This window comes from Nocardioides sp. LMS-CY (assembly GCF_018732145.1).
GTDB lineage: Bacteria > Actinomycetota > Actinomycetes > Propionibacteriales > Nocardioidaceae > Nocardioides > Nocardioides soli.
On sequence record NZ_CP076104.1, the window covers coordinates 3,386,906 to 3,409,294 of the forward strand.

The 22,389-nt window shown below is 70.4% G+C and carries 24 protein-coding genes; 8 read left to right on the forward strand and 16 right to left on the reverse strand.

Annotation, left to right across the window (positions count from 1 at the left end):
* Positions 1-482: 482 nt before the first annotated feature.
* Positions 483-806 (reverse strand): restriction endonuclease, encoded by a 324-nt coding sequence (locus KM427_RS16160; RefSeq protein WP_252274565.1) that lies wholly within the window; start codon positions 804-806, stop codon positions 483-485.
* 91 nt (positions 807-897) lie between these two features.
* Here KM427_RS16160 and KM427_RS16165 point away from each other — a divergent pair, with 91 nt between their 5' ends.
* Positions 898-1,494 (forward strand): nucleotidyltransferase domain-containing protein, encoded by a 597-nt coding sequence (locus KM427_RS16165; RefSeq protein WP_215524550.1) that lies wholly within the window; start codon positions 898-900, stop codon positions 1,492-1,494.
* Complete coding sequence (locus KM427_RS16170; RefSeq protein ID WP_215524551.1) at positions 1,491-2,042, forward strand: hypothetical protein; 552 nt, start codon at positions 1,491-1,493, stop codon at positions 2,040-2,042. Before KM427_RS16165 ends, KM427_RS16170 begins: the two co-directional genes overlap by 4 nt.
* Before the next feature lie 68 nt (positions 2,043-2,110).
* On the opposite strand, the gene KM427_RS16175 is transcribed toward KM427_RS16170, so the two are convergent.
* Positions 2,111-2,737, reverse strand: coding sequence for a hypothetical protein (locus tag KM427_RS16175; protein ID WP_215524552.1), 627 nt, complete (start codon positions 2,735-2,737; stop codon positions 2,111-2,113).
* A 24-nt stretch (positions 2,738-2,761) separates the two neighbouring features.
* On the opposite strand from KM427_RS16175, the gene KM427_RS16180 reads away from it, so the two are divergent.
* The 5 genes from KM427_RS16180 to KM427_RS16200 all read left to right on the forward strand — a co-directional run bounded on the left by KM427_RS16180 (position 2,762) and on the right by KM427_RS16200 (position 6,422).
* Complete coding sequence (locus KM427_RS16180) at positions 2,762-3,673, forward strand: DUF4262 domain-containing protein (RefSeq protein WP_215524553.1); 912 nt, start codon at positions 2,762-2,764, stop codon at positions 3,671-3,673.
* A gap of 269 nt (positions 3,674-3,942) precedes the next feature.
* The gene (locus tag KM427_RS16185; RefSeq protein WP_215524554.1) at positions 3,943-4,467 is read left to right on the forward strand and encodes a methylated-DNA--[protein]-cysteine S-methyltransferase; all 525 of its coding nucleotides are present in this window, start codon (positions 3,943-3,945) and stop codon (positions 4,465-4,467) included.
* 148 nt (positions 4,468-4,615) lie between these two features.
* Positions 4,616-5,080: an RNA polymerase sigma factor gene (locus KM427_RS16190; protein ID WP_252274567.1), complete on the forward strand. Its 465-nt coding sequence runs from the start codon at positions 4,616-4,618 to the stop codon at positions 5,078-5,080.
* Positions 5,077-5,706, forward strand: a complete 630-nt coding sequence (locus KM427_RS16195) for a methylated-DNA--[protein]-cysteine S-methyltransferase (RefSeq protein ID WP_215524556.1) — start codon at positions 5,077-5,079, stop codon at positions 5,704-5,706. Before KM427_RS16190 ends, KM427_RS16195 begins: the two co-directional genes overlap by 4 nt.
* The gene (locus tag KM427_RS16200) at positions 5,703-6,422 is read left to right on the forward strand and encodes a 2OG-Fe(II) oxygenase (protein WP_215524557.1); all 720 of its coding nucleotides are present in this window, start codon (positions 5,703-5,705) and stop codon (positions 6,420-6,422) included. Before KM427_RS16195 ends, KM427_RS16200 begins: the two co-directional genes overlap by 4 nt.
* 134 nt (positions 6,423-6,556) lie before the next feature.
* Here the strand turns inward: KM427_RS16200 and KM427_RS16205 are convergent, their stop codons facing one another.
* The 9 genes from KM427_RS16205 to KM427_RS16245 all read right to left on the reverse strand — a co-directional run bounded on the left by KM427_RS16205 (position 6,557) and on the right by KM427_RS16245 (position 16,199).
* Positions 6,557-8,227 carry a thiamine pyrophosphate-binding protein gene (locus tag KM427_RS16205; protein ID WP_215524558.1) on the reverse strand — a complete coding sequence of 557 codons (1,671 nt, stop codon included), beginning with the start codon at positions 8,225-8,227 and terminating at the stop codon, positions 6,557-6,559.
* Between the two features lie 4 nt (positions 8,228-8,231).
* Positions 8,232-9,122 (reverse strand): D-2-hydroxyacid dehydrogenase, encoded by an 891-nt coding sequence (locus KM427_RS16210; protein WP_215524559.1) that lies wholly within the window; start codon positions 9,120-9,122, stop codon positions 8,232-8,234.
* Positions 9,123-9,217: 95 nt separating this feature from the next.
* Positions 9,218-10,264 (reverse strand): phosphotriesterase family protein, encoded by a 1,047-nt coding sequence (locus KM427_RS16215; protein WP_215524560.1) that lies wholly within the window; start codon positions 10,262-10,264, stop codon positions 9,218-9,220.
* Complete coding sequence (locus KM427_RS16220) at positions 10,261-11,367, reverse strand: ABC transporter ATP-binding protein (protein WP_215524561.1); 1,107 nt, start codon at positions 11,365-11,367, stop codon at positions 10,261-10,263. The genes KM427_RS16215 and KM427_RS16220 overlap by 4 nt, the downstream gene beginning before the upstream one ends.
* Positions 11,367-12,146, reverse strand: a complete 780-nt coding sequence (locus KM427_RS16225; RefSeq protein WP_215524562.1) for an ABC transporter permease — start codon at positions 12,144-12,146, stop codon at positions 11,367-11,369. Before KM427_RS16225 ends, KM427_RS16220 begins: the two co-directional genes overlap by 1 nt.
* An 8-nt stretch (positions 12,147-12,154) precedes the next feature.
* Positions 12,155-12,994, reverse strand: coding sequence for an ABC transporter permease (locus KM427_RS16230; RefSeq protein ID WP_183594108.1), 840 nt, complete (start codon positions 12,992-12,994; stop codon positions 12,155-12,157).
* A gap of 54 nt (positions 12,995-13,048) precedes the next feature.
* On the reverse strand, positions 13,049-14,167 hold the full coding sequence (locus tag KM427_RS16235; RefSeq protein ID WP_215524563.1) for an ABC transporter substrate-binding protein: 1,119 nt from the start codon (positions 14,165-14,167) through the stop codon (positions 13,049-13,051).
* 81 nt (positions 14,168-14,248) lie between these two features.
* Positions 14,249-15,397: a M20 family metallopeptidase gene (locus KM427_RS16240; protein WP_183594106.1), complete on the reverse strand. Its 1,149-nt coding sequence runs from the start codon at positions 15,395-15,397 to the stop codon at positions 14,249-14,251.
* On the reverse strand, positions 15,390-16,199 hold the full coding sequence (locus KM427_RS16245; RefSeq protein ID WP_215524564.1) for a creatininase family protein: 810 nt from the start codon (positions 16,197-16,199) through the stop codon (positions 15,390-15,392). The genes KM427_RS16240 and KM427_RS16245 overlap by 8 nt, the downstream gene beginning before the upstream one ends.
* 137 nt (positions 16,200-16,336) lie before the next feature.
* Here KM427_RS16245 and KM427_RS16250 point away from each other — a divergent pair, with 137 nt between their 5' ends.
* Positions 16,337-17,134: an MBL fold metallo-hydrolase gene (locus tag KM427_RS16250; RefSeq protein ID WP_215524565.1), complete on the forward strand. Its 798-nt coding sequence runs from the start codon at positions 16,337-16,339 to the stop codon at positions 17,132-17,134.
* A 13-nt stretch (positions 17,135-17,147) separates the two neighbouring features.
* Here KM427_RS16250 and KM427_RS16255 read toward each other — a convergent pair whose 3' ends face one another.
* The 5 genes from KM427_RS16255 to KM427_RS16275 all read right to left on the reverse strand — a co-directional run bounded on the left by KM427_RS16255 (position 17,148) and on the right by KM427_RS16275 (position 22,259).
* A complete protein-coding gene (locus KM427_RS16255; protein WP_215524566.1) occupies positions 17,148-17,918 on the reverse strand; it encodes an IclR family transcriptional regulator in 771 nt (256 codons plus the stop codon).
* Between the two features lie 81 nt (positions 17,919-17,999).
* The gene (locus tag KM427_RS16260) at positions 18,000-19,415 is read right to left on the reverse strand and encodes an aldehyde dehydrogenase family protein (protein ID WP_215524567.1); all 1,416 of its coding nucleotides are present in this window, start codon (positions 19,413-19,415) and stop codon (positions 18,000-18,002) included.
* Positions 19,412-20,533 carry a mandelate racemase/muconate lactonizing enzyme family protein gene (locus KM427_RS16265; RefSeq protein WP_215524568.1) on the reverse strand — a complete coding sequence of 374 codons (1,122 nt, stop codon included), beginning with the start codon at positions 20,531-20,533 and terminating at the stop codon, positions 19,412-19,414. Before KM427_RS16265 ends, KM427_RS16260 begins: the two co-directional genes overlap by 4 nt.
* Positions 20,530-21,558, reverse strand: a complete 1,029-nt coding sequence (locus KM427_RS16270; RefSeq protein WP_215524569.1) for a Gfo/Idh/MocA family protein — start codon at positions 21,556-21,558, stop codon at positions 20,530-20,532. The genes KM427_RS16265 and KM427_RS16270 overlap by 4 nt, the downstream gene beginning before the upstream one ends.
* Positions 21,555-22,259 carry a ribonuclease activity regulator RraA gene (locus KM427_RS16275; RefSeq protein ID WP_183594099.1) on the reverse strand — a complete coding sequence of 235 codons (705 nt, stop codon included), beginning with the start codon at positions 22,257-22,259 and terminating at the stop codon, positions 21,555-21,557. The genes KM427_RS16270 and KM427_RS16275 overlap by 4 nt, the downstream gene beginning before the upstream one ends.
* Between the last annotated feature and the right edge of the window lie 130 nt (positions 22,260-22,389).

The following is a 22,389-nucleotide window of genomic DNA, read 5'->3' on the forward strand; positions in this document are numbered from 1 at the left end:
GGCGGAGGTCACACGCCATACCGGCGTGCCAGCTCGCGGGCCACCGCCGCCTCCACTCTTGCCTGAGGGTTTGCTGCACGGATGGGTGACACCTTGACCTGTCACCCGATCGCGCAGCAGACCCGATCGTTGACTTGGTCCACGCTGCGCACCGCCCGATAGAGCACCCGAGCCTCACCGCGATCAGTGCGATGCCTCATTCCGGGTCCACCGAGGTCGGCCAGTGGCGTCCGCGCGCGGCGACTGGCCGCGTGCGGTCCCATCGCGGCCCGCCCCCCTGCCTATTCGACGTTTGCGCAGGTCAGGGTACAGGTGCGGTCAGAACTACGACATCTGATTCCGGGTCTCGCTGACCTGCGGCTGGGTGCCTGAAACGGCGCCTGTCCTGCGAAAACGTCTTTCGACGTCTTCCAGCGTCAGGCGCCGTTCTTCGTTGTTGTGCGTACCCAGTGCAGCCCACGCGCGAGGTGTGCCCGACACACCTACATCGAGAGGACTTCCTCGGGTCGACGATGCGTGGCCACCGTGCCGTGTCCGTCGATCGTGGACTCCAGGAGGGCTTCCAGATCGCCGCCGTAGTTGGCCTGCGCCATCTGCCGCACCGCAGCTGCCAGCGTGCCGCCGGAGATCAAGACGACCGGGTACTGGTCGTCGATGATCTCGACCTGGGCCTGCCGCGAGAAGGATCCTGTGGTGACATAGACGCCGATCCAGTCCCGGCGCAGCCGCGCGACCACGCGCGCGACTTGCTCCGGTGATACCGACGAACTCGGCAGAATGCACTTCGCCTGTCCGAGGACCACCACGGGAGTGCTCGCTGTGAGCGAGCCCATCTCGATACGCGCACGCCAGATTGGCCGACAACTATTTCAGACACATGTCTGTTATTTTTAGCACGTGGATGTGTCCGCTCCCTACGAGACTGTCGTGCCGTCGCTTGACGGCGCTGTGCTCGAGGTCCTGGCCCGAGCCGGCAAGCCGATCACCGGCCGACAGGTGCAGCGCCTTGCGCGCCGAGGCAGCATCCCCGGCGTCGCGACTGTGCTCGATCGACTCACCGAGACCGGCATCATCACGGCTGAGCGCGCCGGCTCGTCGATCCTCTACGAGGCCAATCGCGAGCACCTCGCTTGGCCGGCCGTCGAGGTCCTCGTCGGCATCCGCAGCTCCCTGCTCCAGCGCCTCGGCGACCTCCTGGGCACCTGGGAGCAGCCGCCGAAGCAGACCACGCTCTTCGGTTCCGCAGCCCGAGGCGACGGCGACGCCGCGTCCGACATCGACATCCTGATCGTCCACCGAGATGACTCCGCGCCAACGGACCCAGACATCGAGGCGCTCCGGTCTTCCGTGGCCCGGTGGACCGGCAACCACGCGCAGCTCGTCGTCGTCAGCGAGTCGGCGTGGACAAGGATGACCAAGGATGGCGACCCGCTGGTTGACAGCATCCGCCGCGACGGACTCGACCTCATGAACGAAACGGAGCGCGTCGGATGAGCCGCTCGAGCCGAGACAGGACCGAGGCGTTCAATCGCGCACAGGGCAGGCAGCGACTCGACTACGCGCGCAAATGCCATGAGGCCGGCGAACTGGTCGGCTCCGACGTCGATGACACCTACGCCGCCAAGGTCGCCGTCTCGCTCTATGTCCTCGCGGGGATCTCAGCCGCCGATGCGATCGGGGCCGGCGCCGTCGGCGAGCGATGGCGCGGCGAGGACCACGCGGGAGCCATCGGCTTCCTCCGCAGCGCGATCCCGGACGACAAGCCGAGCAAGCACCTCACCACCCTCCTCGATCTGAAGGACACGGCCCACTACTCAACGGCCTTGATCAACGCCGATGCGCGGAAGACGGGCCGAGTTGGGAGAGCCCCCGAGGATCGCCTCGGTTTCGCTAGGAGTCCGCGGGCCTCGTGCATGCGACACAACGGCGGCGGTGACATGGCTGAGCTGTCCTTGGGCACCGGTCGCTTGCGCCCGGCACGACGCGGCACGACGCTCATCACGCTCGCGAAGGCCGAGCCGTTGGTAGGCCGGGCGAGCTGACGGTTGGTCGGAACCGGGCTCGATCGTCGCGACGAGGGCCGAGGGTCCCAAACCCTGCGGCGCTCTCCCTATCCGCGCGCCTTCCGGTCGGCCACCCAGTCTCGGAAGCGATCGATCCTGGTCTGATACGCCAGCCGCGGGTAGTCGCTCCACTGCGGATTGCCTGGCCACATGAGCTCGACCTCGACGTCGTTGTCTCGGGCGGTGATCGAGTAGAGCTCTCGGGTGTCGCGACGAGAGCCGACAACCATGCCGGTCAGGATGTGGTCACAGGTCATCCCCTCGATGCCCTCGGCTGCGGCGCCCGGCACCAGGAAGGTGTCCATCAGGAACGTGAGCCACGGCACCATGTGGTTCGCCTTGTCACCGCCGTCGTAGCTGAGACAGCAGCCTTGGGGACACACGGCCCAGTTGGACCACCCGCGCGGGGCATGCTTGGTGAGATCGCGGAGCACCTCGTCGTCCTCGTCGGCCACCCGCAGTCCGCCTTCGGACTCGTGGAGGAACAGCGATCCGGAGATGCGGTTGATGAAGGAAATCTCGCGCGGCCCGAGGGGTGGCTCGATCTGCAGATAGCCGATGAAGTCGGTCTGGTAGCCCATGACGACAAGGCTGCGATCAGCCGCTCTGCTGCGCAATGCGCAGGAGGCGGCCTGTGGATAGCCGACGCGCCACCACCTCCGGGCGCGGTACAACCGACTCCGACACGAGGAGGTGCGATGTCACGAGCCGGGAACGACACGCCGTGGATGGGCCCGCTTCCCGCGGCGCGCGGGTGCGACTGCCACATATGTCGGCCGGACGACGCCTACGACGAGCTGGACCGTCACACGATCGACACGGTCCTCAAGCACGGATGGCAGGTGATCCTGGTGGGCGGGGACGCCGGCTGCAGCCACCCCGATCACGACGACCCCTGGTTCGACGACCACGACGAACCGGGACCAGCGTTCGCGTACACGGTCGGCCTGGGGCATCGCTGCGGTCACCCGGAGCTGCTGATGTCCGGACTCGACCACCGCGTGCTGCACAGCGCCCTCAACGACGTGGCCCAACGGGTCATCGACGGCCGCCGCCTCGCCCCCGGCGACGCTCTCGAGGACGTGCTGGCCGGCGTGCCGGTCGCGATCGAGCAGGTCGATGACGACGCGCTCGAGGAGACGGTCACCTGGTCGGCGTGGTTCCATCGCCGCCCGCAGGACGCACTGGCGCTCGTGTGGCCGGACCGGAGCGGCATCTTCGCCTGGCAGCCGGGGGCGGAGGAGATGCTCGACGACCTGCAGCCGCGCGAGTGGCGGGTGCCCATCGACCACACCGGCGGACTCGCGTCGGACCCGGAGTGGACCTTCCCCGTGCCACCGGACCACCGGGCGTTCTCCTGCAGCCACGTCGTCGACGACGGCGAGGCCGTCCTGTGGGCAGCGCGCCAGTCGGACGAGGAGCGCGGCGAGGACTGGACCATCCACTGCGGCGAGGTCGACCACGAGACGCGCGACATGCGGGTGGTGCACCTGGCGCACCTGGTCCGCTCGGCGCCGAGCCTCCGTGCGATCAGCGATCTGGGGTTCGACGAGGAGGCGTTGCGCGCCGATACCGACTCCCCCTGGGCGACAGCGCGCCTGTGTCCTTGAGTTCTCACGTGCACACACGGAACGCGACACCGACCCTCTCCATGCGACGAGTGGCACGGCGCCCGCCGCTGGCCGCGGCCATGGTTCGGAGTCAGCGCAGGTGGATCACGCGGGAGCTCGACGGCTTGGATGCGCGGCCGCTCCACGTCACGACCGCCGCCAGATCCGTTGGCGGACTGACCGCCCTCATCTCGCCCACGACCCCGAACGGCACATCTCACGTTCCGGGCGACGTGGACGTCTACCGGCTGAGGAGAAGGAGACAGATCATGAAGACTCGACACGCGGTCGTGGAGACCGACTTCGGCCCGATCACCGTGGTCGCCACCAGCACCCCGTCGGGCGAGGCGATCAGCGGCCTGTACTTCCGCAGCCACATCCGCCGTCCCCGCCAGGAGACCTTCGGCCCGGAGATCCCCGCCAGAGAGGACCCGCTGCTGGCCGAGGCCGCGACCCAGCTGGTCGACTACCTCGACGGTCGTCGCCTCGACTTCGACCTGCCGCTCGCGGCCGAGGGCGACGAGTTCCAGAGGAAGGTCTGGAAGATCCTGGACCGGATCCCGCGCGGGACGACCACGACGTACGGCGCGATCGCCGATGAGCTCGGCGACAAGGCGTTGGCGTGGCAGGTCGGTCAGGCGGTCGGCGCGAACCCGCTGTGCCTCCTCGTGCCGTGCCACCGGGTGGTCGGTGCCGGAGTGTCGCTGACCGGGTACGCCGGGGGCCTGGCCCGCAAGAAGGCCCTGCTCGCCCTCGAAGAGGTCGACGCGCGAGCTGCGGGCCGGCTGTTCTGATCGCCGACCGCCGATGTCAGAGCATGATGAGAGCGCTCCCGCGGACGGGGCGGGCGAGGACGACCGACCCGTCCGCCCCGTCCGCGGAGGGGCAGGAGTGCCCGGGCCGGACGAAGGGAGCGGGGTGAAACAGCCCTTCGAGAGGGTCGTGGAGGTATACGGCGCCACCGTGCTCCGGGTCTGTCGCGCCGTCCTCGGCCGGCACGATGCGGAGGACGCCTGGTCGGAGACCTTCCTCGCCGCGATGCGCGCGTATCCCGACCTCCCACCGGACGCGAACATCGAGGCCTGGCTGGTCACCATCGCCCACCGGAAGGCCATCGACATCGTCCGAGCCATCAACCGGCGTCCGCTGCCGGTCGAGGAGCCGCCCGAGCGCCCGGCCGCACCCGACTCCGACCTCGACGCATCCGAGCTGTGGCAGAGCGTTCGGGCACTGCCCGACAAGCAGCGCCAGGCGGTCGCGTACCACTACGTCGCCGGCCTGCCCTACGCCGAGATCGCGCGGATCCTCGGCGGCACCACCGACGCGGCCCGCCGCGCGGCCGCGGACGGCATCAAGAAGCTGAGACAGAACTATCCGGGCCCGAGCACGGAAGGAGCACCATCATGAACGACAACGATCGCCACACCGGTGACCTCGACACGGCACTCGCTGCTGCGTTGTCGACGCCCGCGGACGACGCCGTCCTGGCCCGCCTCCACGACCGACTCGTCACGCAGGCCGCCGCCGAGGGCATCCTCGACGTCGCCTACACCGTCGTCGACAGTCCCGTCGGGCCCCTGCTACTCGCCGCGACCACGAGGGGCCTGGTCCGCGTGGCCTATGCCCGCGAGGACCACGACCTGGTCCTCGATGAGCTCGGCCGCAAGCTGTCCGCCCGCATCCTGCGGGCACCGGCCCGGCTCGATCGCGTGGCACGGGAGCTCGCGGAGTACTTCGCCGGCGACCGTCGCGCCTTCGACCTCGACCTCGACCTGTCGCTGTCCCACGGCTTCCGGCAGCTGGTCCAGCGGCATCTCCCCGCGATCGGCTATGGACAGACTCGCAGCTACGGCGAGGTCGCCATGCTCGTCGGCAACCCCAAGGCCGTCCGCGCGGTCGGTACGGCGTGCGCCACCAACCCCCTCCCGGTCGTGGTCCCCTGCCACCGGGTCCTGGGCGCCGACGGCAGCCTCGGCGGCTACATCGGCGGCGCCGAGGCCAAGTCCACCCTCCTGCACCTGGAGGCCGCATGAGCACGACCGCATCGTGGGAGCAGCGCGTCGCCGGAGCCGACTGGGCCCAGGTCACCAGCGACCTCGACCAGTACGGCGGCGCGCTGCTGCCCCCGCTCCTCAGCGTCGACGAGACGGCGGAGATCCGCGACCTGTACCAGCGCGACAAGCTCTTCCGCAGCCGGATCGACATGGCTCGGCACCGCTTCGGCTCCGGGGAGTACAAGTACTTCCGCGCGCCGTACCCGGAGCCGATCGAGCGGCTCAAGCAGGCCCTCTACCCGCGCCTGCTGCCCGTCGCCCGCGACTGGTGGACCCGCCTGGGTCGGCAGGCGCCCTGGCCGGACAGCCTCGACGAGTGGCTCGACCGGTGCCACGCGGTCGGGCAGACCAAGTCGACCTCGATCCTGCTGCGCTACCGCGAAGGCGACTGGAACGCCCTGCACCGCGACCTCTATGGCGACCTCGTCTTCCCGCTCCAGGTCGTCATCAACCTCAACGAGCCAGGCGTCGACCACACCGGCGGCGAGTTCCTGCTCGTCGAGCAACGGCCCCGTGCCCAGTCCCGCGGCACCTCGACGCTCCTTCCCCAGGGGCACGGCTACGTGTTCACCACCCGCGACCGTCCGGTCCCGTCGGCACGCGGCTGGTCCGCGGCTCCGGTGCGTCACGGCGTGTCGGCGATCCGCAGCGGCGAGCGGCACACGCTCGCCCTCGTCTTCCACGACGCCGCCTGATCCAGGCTCCGCCTCACGGCCGCACCAGGAGAACCACCATGCCCGAGAAGCGCTTCACCCTGCTCGGAGCCGATCGGCTGCCCCACGACTCCCCCAAGCCAGGAACCTGGGGCGGCAAGGACGCACCTGGCCGGTCACACCGGGCTCAGGCCACCACCCCGCAGCAGGGACCGCGTAGGAGTGATGCGATCCGGTGCCGTCACGATCTCGATGAGCGAGCGCCGCTCCGGGTGGGCCACGCAGTCGGCGAAGGCCTCCAGCACCTCCTCCGCTCGGTGCGCACGATATGTCCAGCAGTCGTAGGCCCGCCCCAGCTCCATGAAGTCGGGATTGGTCAGCATCGTGCCCGCCACGCGACCGGGGTAGGCGGCCTCCTGGTGCATGCGGATCGTGCCGTACATGCCGTTGTTGACGACAACGGCCACCACGCCTGCGCCGTAACGCGCTGCGGTGGCCAGCTCCTGGGCCGTCATCAGGAAGCAGCCATCCCCGCCGAAGGACACGACCGGCCCCTGGGCGCCACCCAGAGCGGCGGCGACGGCCGATGGCAGGCCGTATCCCATCGAGCCACTGCGTGGCGCGAGCTGGGTGCCGTACTGGCGGAACGTCCAGTGTCGCTGCACCCATCCCGTGTAGTTGCCCGCGCCGACGCTCACCACTGTGTGCTCGCTCGCCAGCTCCGACATACCACGCACGGCCACCGCGAGCTCGTCTCCGCTCTCGTGCGCGGAGGTCCATTCCACCCACTCCTCGCGCGCCGTGCCGGTCCGGCCCTGCCAGGCCGACGCTCCGGGCGGGGCCGGCAGCTGCGCCAGCGCGCGGACCGTCTCGGGGCCGCCGCCCTCGCGCACCCGTCCCGGGTGGCGACCGCGCACCCGGCTCGGGTCGTCGACGACCTGGAGCAAGCTCTCCGGCTGCCGGCGGGCGAACAGGGAGAAGCCCTGGGTCGCGATGTCGCCGAGCTCGCCGCCGATCACGACGCAGACGTCGGCATCGGCGATCCGTCCGGCGAGCGCCGGGCTCGGCGCCAGGCCGAGATCGCCGACGTACGACGTCGAGCGGTTGTCGAGGTAGTCCTGGCAGCGGAACTCCACCGCGATCGGGAGGCTCCAGGCCTCGGCCCAGCGGCGGAGATCGGCCTCGGCCTCGGCCGACCATCGCCCGCCTCCGACGATCACCATCGGACGATGCGCACCCGCCACCAGCTCGGCCACGGCCTCGGCCCGGCCGGCACGTGGTGAATCGCCGGACGCGACCGTGGCGGGCCGGGCGCCGGTGGAGGCGCGCAGCAGGTCGGTGGGTACGGCGAGCACCGCCGGGCCCGGGCGACCGGAGACGGCGGCGCGCCACGCATCCCGCGCGGCACCGGCCACCTCTCCCGCCGCCACGGGCTGGTACGCAGCCTTCGCCATCGGCGCGAACACGCGCACCAGGTCGACCTCCTGGAAGGCGTGGCGTCCCAGCAGCCCAGTGCTCGCCTGGCCAACGATCATCAGCATCGGCGTGCCGGCCTGCTCCGCCTCATGAACGCCGATCGCGGCGTTGGCCGCGCCGGGCGCCCGGGAGACCAGGCAGACACCGGGACGTCCGGTCAGCCGACCGGCGGCCTGGGCCATGAACGCAGCACCGTTCTCGTGCCGGCAGGTGACGACCTGGACTCCCCGCTCGTGCAGAGCGTCGAGCAGCGGCAGGAAGCTCTCACCCGGCACCGTGAACACCCGGTCGATCCCCTCGGTCACGAGGAGATCGGCGAGGTCGGCGGCCACCGTGCCTTCCGTGCCGGCCGCCGGAGGATGCGCTGTCACGACATCAGTCCCTTTCGCTGGAGACGAAGCCCTGCTCGAGGTCGACCAGGTCCGGCGGCCGCTCCCCCGCCAGGTAGCGGTCGAGGTTGAACAGGAAGTGGGTGAGCAGTCGGTCCCAGTCGCCGTGCGCCGATGCCGACATGTGCGGCGAGACCACGACGCCGGGGAGCGTCCACAGGGGGTGGTCTGCGGGCAACGGCTCGGTGTCGAACACGTCGAGGGCGGCGCCGGCGAGCCGGCCGGAGGCGAGCGCCGCGATCAGGTCGGCCTCCACGACAACGGGTCCGCGCGCGAGGTTGATGAGGTGGGCGCCGGGCTTCAGGCGGTCGAACACCGCACGGTCGATCATGCCGCGGGTGTCCTTGGTGAGCGGGACGGCGAGGACGAGAAGGTCCGCCTCCGGCACGACCTCCCCGAGCTCGCCGACGGCCACCACGGTGCCGAGCTCCGGATCGGTGCGCCCGGCGCGGCCGACCAGCCTCACCTCGGCCCCCAGTCCCGAGAACGCCCGGCCGACCGCGTGGCCGATCGACCCGGCCCCGACCACGACCACCTGGGCATCGGCGAGCCGGCGGGTCGGCCGGGGGGCCCACCGGCGCAGGCGCTGGTGCTCCCACGTCGGCCACAGGTCACGCAGCGCGGCGAGACCCAGCATGACGGCGTACTCGGCCATCGCCTGGTCGAACACCCCGCGCGAGGTGCTCACCAGGACCTCCGGGCGTGATGACAGCGGACCCCGGAGCCGGTCCACGCCGACGCCGGCCCAGTGCACCCAGCGAAGTCGAGGCGCCTCGGCCAGCGCCTGCTCCCAGGGCGTGGTCGGCCACTCGGTCAGGTAGACGATCTCCGGGTTCCACCCCGGCGGCGGCGGCTCACGAAGCGACGAGACCAGCACGGGAGCACGCTCCCGCAGGCCATCGAGGGATCCCCCGGGCTCACCGTCGCACAGGACCGCCACCGGGTCGATGGCGGAGCCCGTCCGGCTGGAGCTCACTCGCCCGGCACCCGGGTGAGCAGCCGACGCGGCGTGCCGCGGAGCAGCCGGTCCTCCAGGTCGTCGTCGAGCAGACCCAGCTGCCGCATCCGGGGAAGGACCCGGACGAGGACGTGGTCGTAGCCGAGCCCCCCGAACGCGCTCAGGTGCTGCTTCTTGCAGACGTCCTGGGCGACCACCAGCTGGTCCCGGTAGCCCTCCGCGAGGCCGCTGAGCATGAGCGCCTTCGCCCCGTCGGTCCGGGCCGGCCAGTCCGGGGCGAAGTACCCCTCCTGCCCGAAGCTGTCGAAGCCGATCACGCAGCCGCGGTCGAGGACCGAGCGCAGGTAGTCCACGTCGCCGATCTCGTCGAGGTGGGAGAGGTAGCAGCGCGTCAAGTCGGCGCCACCGGACTCGAGCACGTCGATGATCCGGTGGGTGACCTCCGGGCCGCTCGGGTGGCAGTGCACGTTGATGGCCACCCCGGTCGCCCGGCTCACCTGGGCCGCTGCCCGGAGGACGCGCTCCTCGCAGTCCTGCAGCGCCTCGGAGGTGCCGATCTCTCCGATGATCCCCGCACGGACGTCGGTGCCGTCGCGGCCGTGCTCCACCTCACCGAGGATGTGGTCGGCGAGCTCGTCGACCGTGGCCGTCTCGACCCATGCCGGATGGGTGGAGCAGACGTAGAACCCCGCCCCCGTGACGATCGTGACGCCGACCTCTGCCGCAAGCTCCCGCAGACGGGTCACATCGGTCCCGATGCCGCCGGAGGTGAGGTCCACGAGGCAGGCACCCGGTCCGCCCGCCGCGACGAAGGTCGCGACCTCCTGGCGGAGCACGTCGTAGTCGGCGACCGGATCGAGCGCGAGGTTGTCCCGTACGACGTGGCTCGACCAGCGGGCCCGGGCGTTCAGCGAGGCGTCGAACCGGCGCACGCCCGCATCCGGCAGGGGGGAGTCCTGCGCACTCCACCGATCGCGGACATCGAGGAACACGTGTTCGTGCATCATCGTGGGGCCGAGGGCGTCCGGCTCGATCGGCCCGAGGACCGTCATCACGCTCATGCTCCGACTCCCGGCCCGACGCGGTCGACCACGCGCAGCGCGTCGGCCCGCCAGCCCACCTCGACGGCGCTGCCCTCGGCCGGCAGGCCGGACCTGTCGACACCTGCCTCGGAGACGATCACCGGACCGAGCTCGGTTTCGACCACCAGGCGGGACGACGCGCCAGCGTAGATCACGCGGGTCAAGGTCCCGCGCACGGACGACTCCAGACACTGCTCGCCTACCGCGGCGATGCGGGCACGTTCGGGGCGCAGGATCGCCTGCACCGGCTCCCCGGCCGGTGTGCCCGGGGGCAGCACGATCCGGGCGCCGGCACTCTGGTACACGACGGCGCCTCCCTGGGTCGCGGAGCCGACCAGGCTGAACGTGTTGGTGGCCCCGACGAAGTCGGCGACGAAGGGCGTGGCCGGGCGCTCGTAGACCTCGTCCGGCGTGCCGACCTGCTCGAGTCGGCCCGCGTTCATGATCCCGATGCGGTCCGACATCATCAAGGCCTCCTCCTGGTCGTGGGTCACGTACAAGAAGGTGGTGCCCAACCGTGCCTGGATGTCCTTCAGCTCGACCTGCATGCGGTGGCGGAGCTTCGCATCCAGGGCGCTCAGGGGCTCGTCGAGGAGGAGCACCTGGGGCTTGTTGACCAGGGCCCGGGCGAGCGCGACCCGCTGTTGCTGACCACCGGACAGCTGCTCGGCACGTCGTTCGGCCAGGTCTCCGACCCCGGTGACGTCGAGCATCTCGGCGACCCGGGTCGCGGTCTCGTGCTTGGGCACCTTCTTCACGCGCAGCCCGAACGCCACGTTGTCGAAGACGGTCATGTGGGGAAAGAGCTCGTACTTCTGGAACACGAGATTGGTCGGACGAGCACTGGCACCGAGCGCCGTCACGTCGCGCCCGTGCATGCGGATCGACCCGGACGTCGGCTGCTCGAACCCCGCCATCATCCGCAGCGTGGTCGTCTTGCCGCATCCGGAGGGCCCGAGCAGGGAGAAGAACTCCCCCTGCCGGACGGCCAGATCGATGCCACGGACCGCCTCCGCGGTACCGAAGCTCTTGTGGATCCCGACCAGCTCGATCGCGGCGGCATCGGCCTGAGACTCGGTCATCAGCTCTCCTTGGCGGTTCGGACGGCGCTCAGCCACGCCAACCCCGTCGTTGCCACGAGCAGGATGGTGCCGATCGCGTTCAGGCTGGGATCCAACCCTTGGTTGATACGGGCGTAGAGCAACAGGGGCAGGGTCTTCTCCTGCCCGGCGGTGAAGAACGCGACCACGAACTCGTCGGTGGACAGCGCCATGGCCAGCACGGTCGCGCCGATCACCGCGGGGAGGATCAGTGGCAGGGTGATCTTGCGAAACGCCAGCCACGGGCTCGCCCCGAGGTCGAACGCGGCCTCGAGCAGCGAGAACCGGAACCGGTCCAGGCTGGCGCTCAGCACGATGAAGACGAACGGCAGGGCGATGATCACGTGACCACCGATCGTCGCCTTCAGCGAGTAGCCCACGTCGAAGTAGTGGTAGCAGATCGCCAGACCGATCGCGTAGAGCAGGCTGGGGAAGGTGAGCGGGATCAGCGCCGCCACCATCGTCGCGGCACGGACACGCTGGCGCGCCCCGACCAGCGCCAGGGCGATGCTCAGTCCGAGGATTCCGCTGAGCAGACCCGTGAGCACCGCCGCGGTCGCCGACCGCATCATCGCGTCGATCACGACCGGATCGTGCAGGACCTCGTCGTACCACCGCAGCGAGAACCCCTCGAAGGGCAGGCTCATCCGCGGCACGGAGTGGAACGAGAACAGCACCACGACGACCAGGGGCGCGAACAGGAAGGCGATCACCGCGATCAGGTACGCCCTGGCGAGCGCCCGGGTGCTTCGCGTCGCCATCGGGTTCCTCATCGCAGCCACCTCCTGATCACCGCGTAGGCGAGGCCGAGGAGCGCCACCACCAACACGACCATGGTCAGTGCGAGTGCGGCTCCGAGCGGCCAGTTGAGACCGCCGCCGAACTGGTGCTGGATCTGGTTGCCGATGAGCTGGTCACCGGTGCCACCCAACAGCTGCGGCGTCACCCACTCGGCCGACGTCGCGATGAAGCTGATCGCGAACGCCGCCACGCACCCTTGCGACGTGAGGGGCAGGACCACCCGGCGGGCGGCGAGCCAGCGCGAGCCGCCCAGGTCCTGGGCGGCTTCGACCTGCCCCACCGGAACGTTCTGCATCGCCGCGTAGATCGGGAGGATCCCGAACGGGATGAGGTAGTTCACCAGGGCGACGATGACCGCCAGCTCGCTGTTCAGGAACAGCGTGACCGGACGGTCCACGACGCCGAGGCCGAGGAGCGTCTGGTTGACGACGCCTTCGCGGCCCATGATGTTCCGCCACGCGTACACCCGAACGATGTAGCCGCCGAACAGCGACACCAGCACCATGAAGTAGACGACGTGCTTGCGTGCCGGCAGCACGTAGTTCAGCACGAACGCGAAGGGGAAGCTGATCAGGGTGACGATGAGCGCGACGGTCAGCGCGACCCGCAGCGTGCGCAGGTAGAACCCGCGGAAGACGTCGCTCGTCGCCGCCTCGACGTAGTTGTCCAGGGTCAGCTTCGGCACCGGCTCGAACGACTCCACCGAGTAGAAGGAGTAGACCGCGAGCATCAGCAACGGAATCAGGAACAGCGCGACGTAGTACAGCGTCGCCGGCGCCATCTGCAGCGTGCGCACACTGGGCCTCACGGCCTACTCCCTCCCATGTCTCGATCGTCGGCGGATCCGGCGAGGTACAGCCGGCTACGACTTGATCTTCTGCCAGGCGTCGAGCCAGTCCTGGTAGTTCATGTAGCCGTCCGCCACCTCCTCGGGCGGAGTGCTGGAGGCGAAGTCGTCGGAGTTCGCTCCGCCGGTCACGACGGAGTAGTCGTAGGACTGGGCGTCCCCCTCGACCAGGTCGAACGCGTCGGTGTTCACCGCTCCGGAGACGAGGTTCGTCGCCAGCTCCGCCTGCACCTCGGTCGAGATCATCTGGTCGATGTACTCGTAGGCGCAGTCGACGTTCTCCGACGTGCTGGGAATCGCCAGCCCGTCCCACCAGCCGTGGCGACCCTCGTCGAAGAACCCGAAGTCGAGGGTCACGCCCTTCTCCTCGGCCCACGCGACCTGCGCCTCCCAGCCACCGACGGCCAAGTCGACGTCCTTGTTGATCAGCCGGTCGTTGGCGTCCTGATAGTTGCTCTGGAACGCCGCAGCGTTGTCCACCAGCTTCGCCGCATCGGCCACCACCACGTCCAGCTGCTCCTGGGTGAGGAGCGGCGACTCGTCGAAGCCGTGTGCCTTGGCCAACAGGTAGAACGGCGAGTCCGGTGCGTCGAACAGCACGAACCGGCCCTTCCAGCTCGGGTCGAGCAGGTCGGTGATCGACTTCGGTGGGTTGCTCACCCGGTCCGGGGCGTAGATGTACGGAGCGTCGCCCCACGCGATGGGGACGCCGTAGATCTCTCCGTCCTCGCCGCGCAGGGACGGGCTCTCGGCCAGGCCCGAGGCGACCTTGTCCCAGTTGGTCAGCCGGCTCGTGTCGATCGGCTGGACCACCTCGGCCGCGATCATCCGCTGGGCCCAGTGATAGGGGATGGTGGAGAGCTCGAACGGCTGGCCGACCTTGATCGCCGCGATCAGCTGGGCCCAGTCACCGGGCCACGAACTGACCAGCTTGGTGCCTCGCTCCTCGCGCCAGTCCTCGAGCTCGACCTTGCCCTCTTCGCCCTCGAGACCGATGAAGTTGATGGTCGCGTTCTCGCACGCGTTCTCCTTGACCGGGCCTTGCGACTCGGACGTATCGTCGCTGGAGCCACACGCGGTGAGGACCAGCGACGCTGATGAAACGGCTGCTGCGAGGAGCCATCGTTTCTTCATGGGTTCAACCTCTCATCAAGGGAATCCTGCAGAGGGGTCTGCAGGACCGGGTTGGCCGCCCGAGTCGGAGGCCGGCGGTGGTCACAGGGCCGCCGCTACTGCGAGATAGATGCGTGAGGAGTCGACGAGCTCGGCGATGTCGATCGACTGGTCGGGTCCGAAGTGCCAGTCGCCCGGGCCGTACACGACCGTCTCCAGGCCCTGGTGGGCCAGGTCCGCGGCGTCCGTGACGAACGCCTGGATCGGCAGTCGGCTCGTGACCCGCGGCTCCACGCCGCGGACATCGGTGTGCGCACGTCGGATGGTGTCGATCAGGTGTCCGCTCTCCGGCCCGAGGAACGGCCGCTGCACCGCCGTGATGCGCACGTCGATGTCGACATCGGCGGGGCAGGCATCGTGCACGACCTCCTGGATGGCCCGCTTGATGTCCTCGCGCCGCATGCCGGGGACCGTGCGGATGTCTCCGTGGAACTCTGCCACCTCGGCCACCTTGCCGGGGTCGAAGCCACCCGAGAGCCGTCCGATGACCTTGCGCGGCAGGTGCGGGAGCCGATCACACGGCTCGAACGGCAGCTCCATCTGCTGCACGGCGCCGTACGCGGATACGGCGGCGCCGAGCGCGTCGCGGGCACCCTCGAGGCGGGACACGTGCGCGGTCTCCCCCCGGAAGAGCACCGAGAACTTGAGCGCGCCGCCGTTCGCGGTGTTGATGTCCAGCGAGCTCGGCTCGCCGCAGATGGCGTAGCCCTCGTGGGGGCCTTCGCTGGCGAGGACGTACTTCTCCCCCAGCCCGATGGTGTCGTGGTGCATGACGGCGTGGAGGATGAGATCGCCCCGCATCGGGACCCGGTGGTCCGCCGCCGCGCGGACCGCCAAGACCATCGCGGCCACGCCGGCCTTCATGTCGTCGACGCCGGCGCCGTAGAGCCGACCGTCCTGGACCCAGGGCTGGTACGGGTCCCTGCTCCACCGCTCGGAGACCGAGGCGTCCAGGTGACCACTGAGCACCAGAGGCGGCCGCTCGCCGCCGCCGCGCACGCGGGCCACGACGTTCGCCCGTCCCTTGACGACCTCCTCGATGTGCAGCTCGACCCGCGGATGGTTCAGCTCGCGGTAGACGACCTCGGCGACGGCCAGCTCGTTGGACGCCTGCGACGGGATGGCGGTCAGCTCGGACGCGAGGGCGACCACCTGGTCGGCGTCGATCTTGGGCAGCACGAGTTCAGTCACGGGTACGGGTCTCCTCGGTCGGAAGCGAATTCTGGTCGGCCAGGGCGCAGAAGCGCCGGATCTCCGTGGCCACGGCGTCGACGGCGATGCGCAGGATCGCGGCACCGTCGGCAGCAGGAAGGGAGCCTGGGGAGTCCGTGTAGCCGTCGGCTCGGATCCAGGCCTGGTGCATCTCGAGGCGGCTGAGCTGCCTCTTGCTCTCGGGCTCCGGCTGCTCGGCCGGGAAGTCGCCCACGAGGTCGGGCCGGAGCGTCTGCATCACCGCGGACTCGAAGGCGCCGGCATGCCCGGGGATCCGGCTCGCGGCCGCCGCCAGCCCGGAGCCGCGCACCTGCTTCTCGACGAGCTTCCACCACGAGCTGCAGCCGGCGTGCACGGGCAGCTGCAAGGCCAGGTCCCGGGCGACCAGCTGCACGATCTCGTCGTTGCCCCCGTGGCCGTTGAGGAGGTACAGACGCCGGAACCCGGAGTCCACCGCGGACCGACCCAGGTCGGTGAGCGCGTCCATCAGGGTGCGGGTGCGCATCGACAGGGTGCCGCCGAAGGGCAGGTGGTGGTCGGAGGAGCCGAAGCTGAAGGTCGGCGCGACCAGGACGTCGGGGGTGCCGTCGAGCGCCGCCGCCGCCCGCTCCGCCACGTGCGTGGCGATCAGCGCGTCGGTCCACACCGGGAGGTGCGGGCCGTGCTGCTCGATGGCGCCGACCGGGAGCACCAGGACGGCACCGGCGGCCGCCCGCTCCACGAGCGTCTCGCGGCGATGCTCGGCCAGCGCCCACCCCCTCGGGCCAGTCGTGGATGTCATCCCCCACCACCGCCTCTTCGTTGCGTTAAGCGCATCGCCGATGTGACTAGCGCGACAGCAGTCAATACTGGTGTAATGCCCGGTGTCAAGGGATTCGCAATGCCGATGTTCTGAACGCATCGACGTCAGGAGTGCAGATGAGCGCGACCACCCCGGCCTGGTCCGTCCAGGTCCTCGATCTCGGTCGGTCCCTGATCCGGGGACCCCAGGCCTTCTGGAACGACGCATGGGACGAGATGGTCCCGCTGGCGTTCAACGCCGTGCTGGCCCGGAGCGCGGCCCGCACCGTGCTGATCAACACCTCGCCGCCGGAGACGACCGAGGTGGTCGAGCGGCTCTTCCCGCGGATGCGGTACCTGCACGACGCGCCGGCCGGCGACCTCGATCGTGAGCCGCGCCACCACATGGTCGCGGCACTGGCCGCTCACGGCCTGGAGCCCGACGACGTGGACACCGTGATCCTGACGCCCTTCGAGCTCTACACGACGGGCACGCTCCACCTGTTCCAGAAGGCGGAGATCTACCTGTCCCGGACCGGCTGGGTGCACCTCCACACGGTTCACGACCACCCGCACGACAAGCGCTGGCGCAAGTTCCCGCAGTCCACCCTGGTCGACCTCGTCACGGACTCGTGGGACCGCGTCCGGCTGCTCGACGACGAGCACGAGGTGGCGGATGGGCTCCGGACATGGTGGGCCGGCACCCATCACCGCGAGTCGGTCGTCGTCGAGATCGACACCCCGGACGGCACCGTGGCGGTCTCGGACGCCTTCTTCTACTACGCGAACGTCGAGGACGGCCGGATGCTCGGGCTCAACGAGAGCATCGACGAAGGCCTGACCGCCTACGCGCGCACCCTGCGCTCGGCGCAGCACATCGTCCCGATCCACGAACCGCGGGTGTTCGACCGCTACCCCGACGGCCGGATCGGCTGACGGGCCGCCGGGCTCAGGAGTCGGAGTCGAACCGGACCCGGTACTGGTCGACGTACTTGAGGACGCTGGGCATCGCGGACTCGATCGCCTCGGCCGTCCACCGGCTGGCCGGACCGGTGATCGACAACGCCACGACCGAGCCGTACTCGGAGAAGCGGAGCAGGACCGCCGCGGCGGCGATGCCGAGCCGGGACTCACCCAGGTTGAGCGCGTAGCCCCGGGAGCGCACCAGCTCGAGGTCGCGGAGCAGGCGCTTCTTGCTGGTGATCGTCTGGGATGCGTACCTGTCCAGGGTCCCCATCTCCTCGAACTCCCGCTCGAGCTCCTCGGACGTGAGCGAGGCCAGGTAGACCTTGCCGACCGCCGTGGAGTGCAACGGGTCGAAGGAGCCCACGGGCTGGGTCACCCGCAACGGGTCCTTGCTGTCCACCCGGGCGACGACGACCATCTGATGACTGCTCGGATCGGGGACGGAGACGTGCACCGTCTCGTCGGTCAGCTCACGCAGGTCCGTGGCCAGCTGGATCGCCCGCTCGATCTGCACCTCGGGCAACGCCGCCTGACCGATCCGGACGAGCCGCGGCCCGAGGGTGAAACGCGTGCGGCTCGGGTTCGAGACCACCCAGCCACAGGTCCGCAGCGTCGCCAGCAGCCGTGACGCGCTCGACTTGTGGACCCCGAGCAGGTCGGCGATGTCCTCGATCCGTCCGCTCCCGTGCTCCGCCAGGTACTCGATCGTCTGGACGACCCGCGTCGCATTCTGCATGCCGGAGCTCGCGGTCATGGATTCTCCGATCTGAGCGCAGCAATGGGTGCCGCGGCGATTGTAAGGGATGGGTTCGGACCGTCGTCCGGGCAGGAATCGCTATCCCCGCAGGCGCACGAGCGCGGCTCGCACGTGGCCGGGCAGGGCCTCGTCCGGGACGCCCTGATAGGCGACCGGCCGGAGGAACCGGTCGATGGCCGGAGCTCCGACCGAGGTGAACTGTGCGGAGGACGTCGCCGGGTAGGGACCGCCGTGGTGGGTCGCCTGGCCGACCCGCAGCCCGGTCGGCCAGCCGTTCCACACCAGTCGGCCGACCCGGTCGGCCAGCAGCCGCACGAGGTCGCCGCCGGACTCCTCGCCGTCGGCCGCGTGGACGGACGCCGTGAGGGAGCCTGGGATCCGGGTGGCCGCCGCGGATAGCTCTGCCACGTCGTCGTACCGCACCACGACGACAAGGGGGCCGAAGCACTCCTCGAGATAGGGAGACCCCGGTGCGTCGAGGGCGTGCAGGTCGACGGCGAGGGCGGTCGCCTCCACCTCCCCCGCACCGCCGCGCCGACCGGTCGCGAGCACCTCGGTCGAGTCGAGGGAGATCAGTGCCGTCCTGGTGGCGCGGTGCATCGTGCTGATGCGCTCGGTCAGGAGCCGGGCCGCAGGCACGTCGCGGACGGCGTCGGCGATGGCGGCCTCCAGGGCACTGTCGCGGGGCACGAACACCAACCCGGGCTTGGTGCAGAGCTGGCCCCCGCTCGGCCCGAACGAGCCCGCCAGTCCCTCGGCGATCTCCCGGCCCCGGGTCCGCGCCGCTTCCGGGAGGACGAAGACCGGATTCACGCTGCCCATCTCGGCGTAGAACGGCAGCGGGTCGGCCCGCCGGGCCGCGATGTCGAACAGGGCCCGCCCCGCTGCCAGTGACCCCGTGAAGGTCGCCACGCGGACCCGGGTGTCGGCCATCGCCGCGACCGCTCCGTCCTCGGTGTGCAGCGCCCCGAGGGCGCCGTCGGGCCACTCCAGCCGGCCGAGGACCTCCGAAGCGATCTCCAGCGTCCTGGCCGACGTCGCCAGGTGACCCGGATGGGTCTTCACCACCACCGGACAGCCCGCCGCCAGCGCAGCCGCCGTGTCGGTCCCCAGCACACCGAACGCGAACGGGAAGTTGCTGGCCTCGTACACCAGAGCCGGACCCATCGGCATCCGGAAGCGCACGGTCGACGGCAGCCGCGGCGGCCCCGGCTGCGCCTCGTCAACCCGGAGGCCGAGCCAGTCGTCGCCGGCGAGCACGTCGGCGAACAGGTGCAACTGCGCGCAGGTACGGGTGATCTCCCCGCGGAGCCGCTCGGCGTCCAGCCCCGTGTCGGCGACCGCGGCCTCCGTGAGCTCGCCGGCGGCGTCCTCGAGCGCCGACGCGAGCTCCAGGAGGCCGCGGCCACGCCGGTCCGGAGGGAGCGCCGCCAGGACAGGAGCCGCAGCGGTCGCCGCGTCGAGCACCGCCGCCACGTCGTCGTCGCCGGTCACGCCAGCGCGCCGTTCATCCGCAGGGGATCCACGGCGAAGCGCTCGACCTGCTCCAGGTCAAGGGTGACGCCGAGGCCCGGTCCGGGCGGCGGAGCGATCGTGCCGTCGGCGATGTCGAAGCGCTCATGGACGACATCGTGCTGCTGATACATCGCACCGGAGGCGTCGCACGGATCGGTGAGCTCGGCGACGGACACGCCGAGATGGACCGCGGCGGCCGTGCCGATCCCGAGCTCGGGCATCGCTCCGATGACGCAGCGCACGTCGGCCAAGGCAGCCATCTGGAAGATCAGCGCCGACGCCGCCAGGCCGCCGGACTCGGCGACGTAGACGTTCAGGAGGTCGACGGCGCCGTGCCGCAGCAGGCTCCACGCCTCCTCCGGACCCCATACCGACTCGTCGGCCATGATCGGCACGCGGGACAGCGTCCTCAGCAGGCGCATCTCGTCGATGTTGCCCGGCGGGAGGGGCTGCTCCACCGAGTGCAGGTCGAACTCGCTCAGCAGGTCGATGTTGCGGGTCGCCTCCTTCGCCGACCGCCAGGCCATGTTGGCGTCCACCCGGATGAGCGTGCCCGGACCCGCCGCCTCCCTGACGGCACGGACCGCGGCCACGTCGTCGTCGATGCCACGACCGACCTTGACCTTCACGCACCCGAAGCCGTCGGCGACGTACTGCCGCGCCCGATCGCCCAGTTCCTCCGGGGACGACATGTGGATCGACCTCGACAGGGTGATCCGGTCGCGCGTCCGACCGCCGAGCAGGTCGTGGACCGGCGCCCCGAGGTCCTTGCCCACCAGGTCGAACAGGGCCATCTCGATCCCCGCCCGGGCGGGGAGACCGCTCTCCTTCAGCATCGTCATCCGCCGACGTGCCTCGGTGACCTGCCGGGGGTCCAGCCCGATCAGCGCCGGCGCGAAGACCCTCTCGACCATCGCGCACTGCACGGCGGAGGCTCCGTCCCAGAGCGTCGAGATCTCCCCGATGCCCTGCAGGCCGGTATCGGTCTCCACGAGCACGATCGCGTAGTCGTAGCCGGTGAAGGTCCCGAGGGCGGAGACCCGCGGAGGCGACACCGGGACGTGCACCGGAATGGTGCGAACAGCGACGATCCTCATCGTTCTCCTTCGATCTCGCGCATCTCGACCGGCCGACGCTCCACGATCGAGCGATCCATGGCGAGCGCGATGGCCAGTGCGGCACGCGCGTCGGCGAGCGTCAGCGGCCACGGGGCCCCGTGCTTCACCGTGCGCACGAAGTGCCGGTCCGCGGTCGCCAGGGCACCGCCGGGAATGAGCGGGTTCGCCTGCCGATAGGCCGTGTTGGGGAAGGCCGGCCCGTCCGGGCCGAAGATCTGCGCGGGCGTCGGCCGCGTCTCGACGTACACGGTGCCGCGATCGCCGAACACCGCCAACCGGTGGTCGCTGAACATGCCGGTGGTCGAGGGCATGATCCAGCTGTGGTCCAGCGACGCGACCGCGCCGGACTCGAACTCGAGCGTGCCCGCCACGGCGTCCGGGCCGGGGCCGCAGGGGCTGATCGTCGATGCCACCGCGAAGACGGACCGCACCTCGCCCGCGATCTGCCGGAGGATGTCCACGTCGTGGATGGCCATCTCGAGAGGGACCGTCGTGCGGCCGGAGATCACCGTGCCCTCGTGGTCACCGGTGTTCCAGCGCGCGGACAGCTGGATCGGAACGCCGACCTGCCCGGCGGCGACCGCCTCCATCGCCACCACGAAGTCGGGATGGAAGCGCAGGGTGTGCCCGACCACGAGCACGGCCTCCGAGCAGCGCTCCGCGGCGTGGATCATCGCGTCCGCATCCGCCAGCGAGTGGGCGATCGGCTTCTCCGAGAACACATGGAGGCCGCGCTCGAGGGCGGCCACGGTCAGATCGCGGTGGAGGTGCTGCGGGGTGCAGACCCAGACCGCGTCCACGTCGTCGCGATCGAGTACGGCGTCGGCCTCGGTCACGAACGGCACCTCGGCGGGCAGGACCGCCCGGCGGGTCGGGTCGAGGTCGCAGCCGACGACGAGCTCGGTCTCCGGCAGCGCATCGAGGATCGCGGCGTGGTCGCGACCGATGCTGCCGAGGCCCACGACGGCGCACCGCAAGGGCTCGAACGGCGCGTTCGGGCTCATCCCCGGGCTCCGCGCTGCGCGTCGTACTCCGCCCGCAACTCGGCGGTGGGCGGATAGGTTCCGCGGACCGGCGCCCCGCCACGGACCCTCTCCAGGAGGAACTCCTCGAGGCCCTCCTGCTCGACGGCGTCCCGTGAGACCTCCTCGGCGAGGTGACGAGGGATCACCACGACGCCCTCCGGATCGCCGACCAGCACGTCGCCGGGGAACACCGCGACCCCGCCGCAGGCGATCGGCACCTGGAAGTCCACGGCGTGGTGAAGGACCAGGTTGGTGGTAGGGGTCACCGACCCGACGAAGACGGGCATGTCCATCTCGCTGATGTGGTGGGAGTCGCGCACCGAGCCGTCCGTCACGAACGCGGCGCAGCCACGCACCGCCAGCCGGGTCATCAGGATCTCGCCGGCCGAGGCGGCGGCGCCGTCGCCGCGGCTATCGACGACCAGCGCCTGGCCGGCGGGGATCGTGTCGATCGCCGCACGCTGCGCGTGCTCCGGGTCCCGGAAGGACTCGACCGTGTCGAGGTCCTCCCGCGCCGGTATGTACCGCAGCGTGAATGCCTCAGCCACGAAGTTCCGGCGACCGTGACCGAGGGGCAGCACCCCCTGGATCACGGTCCGGCGGAGCCCGCGGATGAAGAGCTGGTTCTGCAGTGTCGCCGTGCTGGCCGCGCCCAGGCGCTCGAAGGTCTCGGGACCCACGGGGCCTCCTTCTCAGTGGTCACCGGCTGGTGAGCGATGCTGTGAATGCAACGCCAATGCGCTGCATGCGATCAACCTAGCGGCGTTTCGCCTCGCTGGGAAGCACGACCGGCGCCGGGTTGGCGATGCC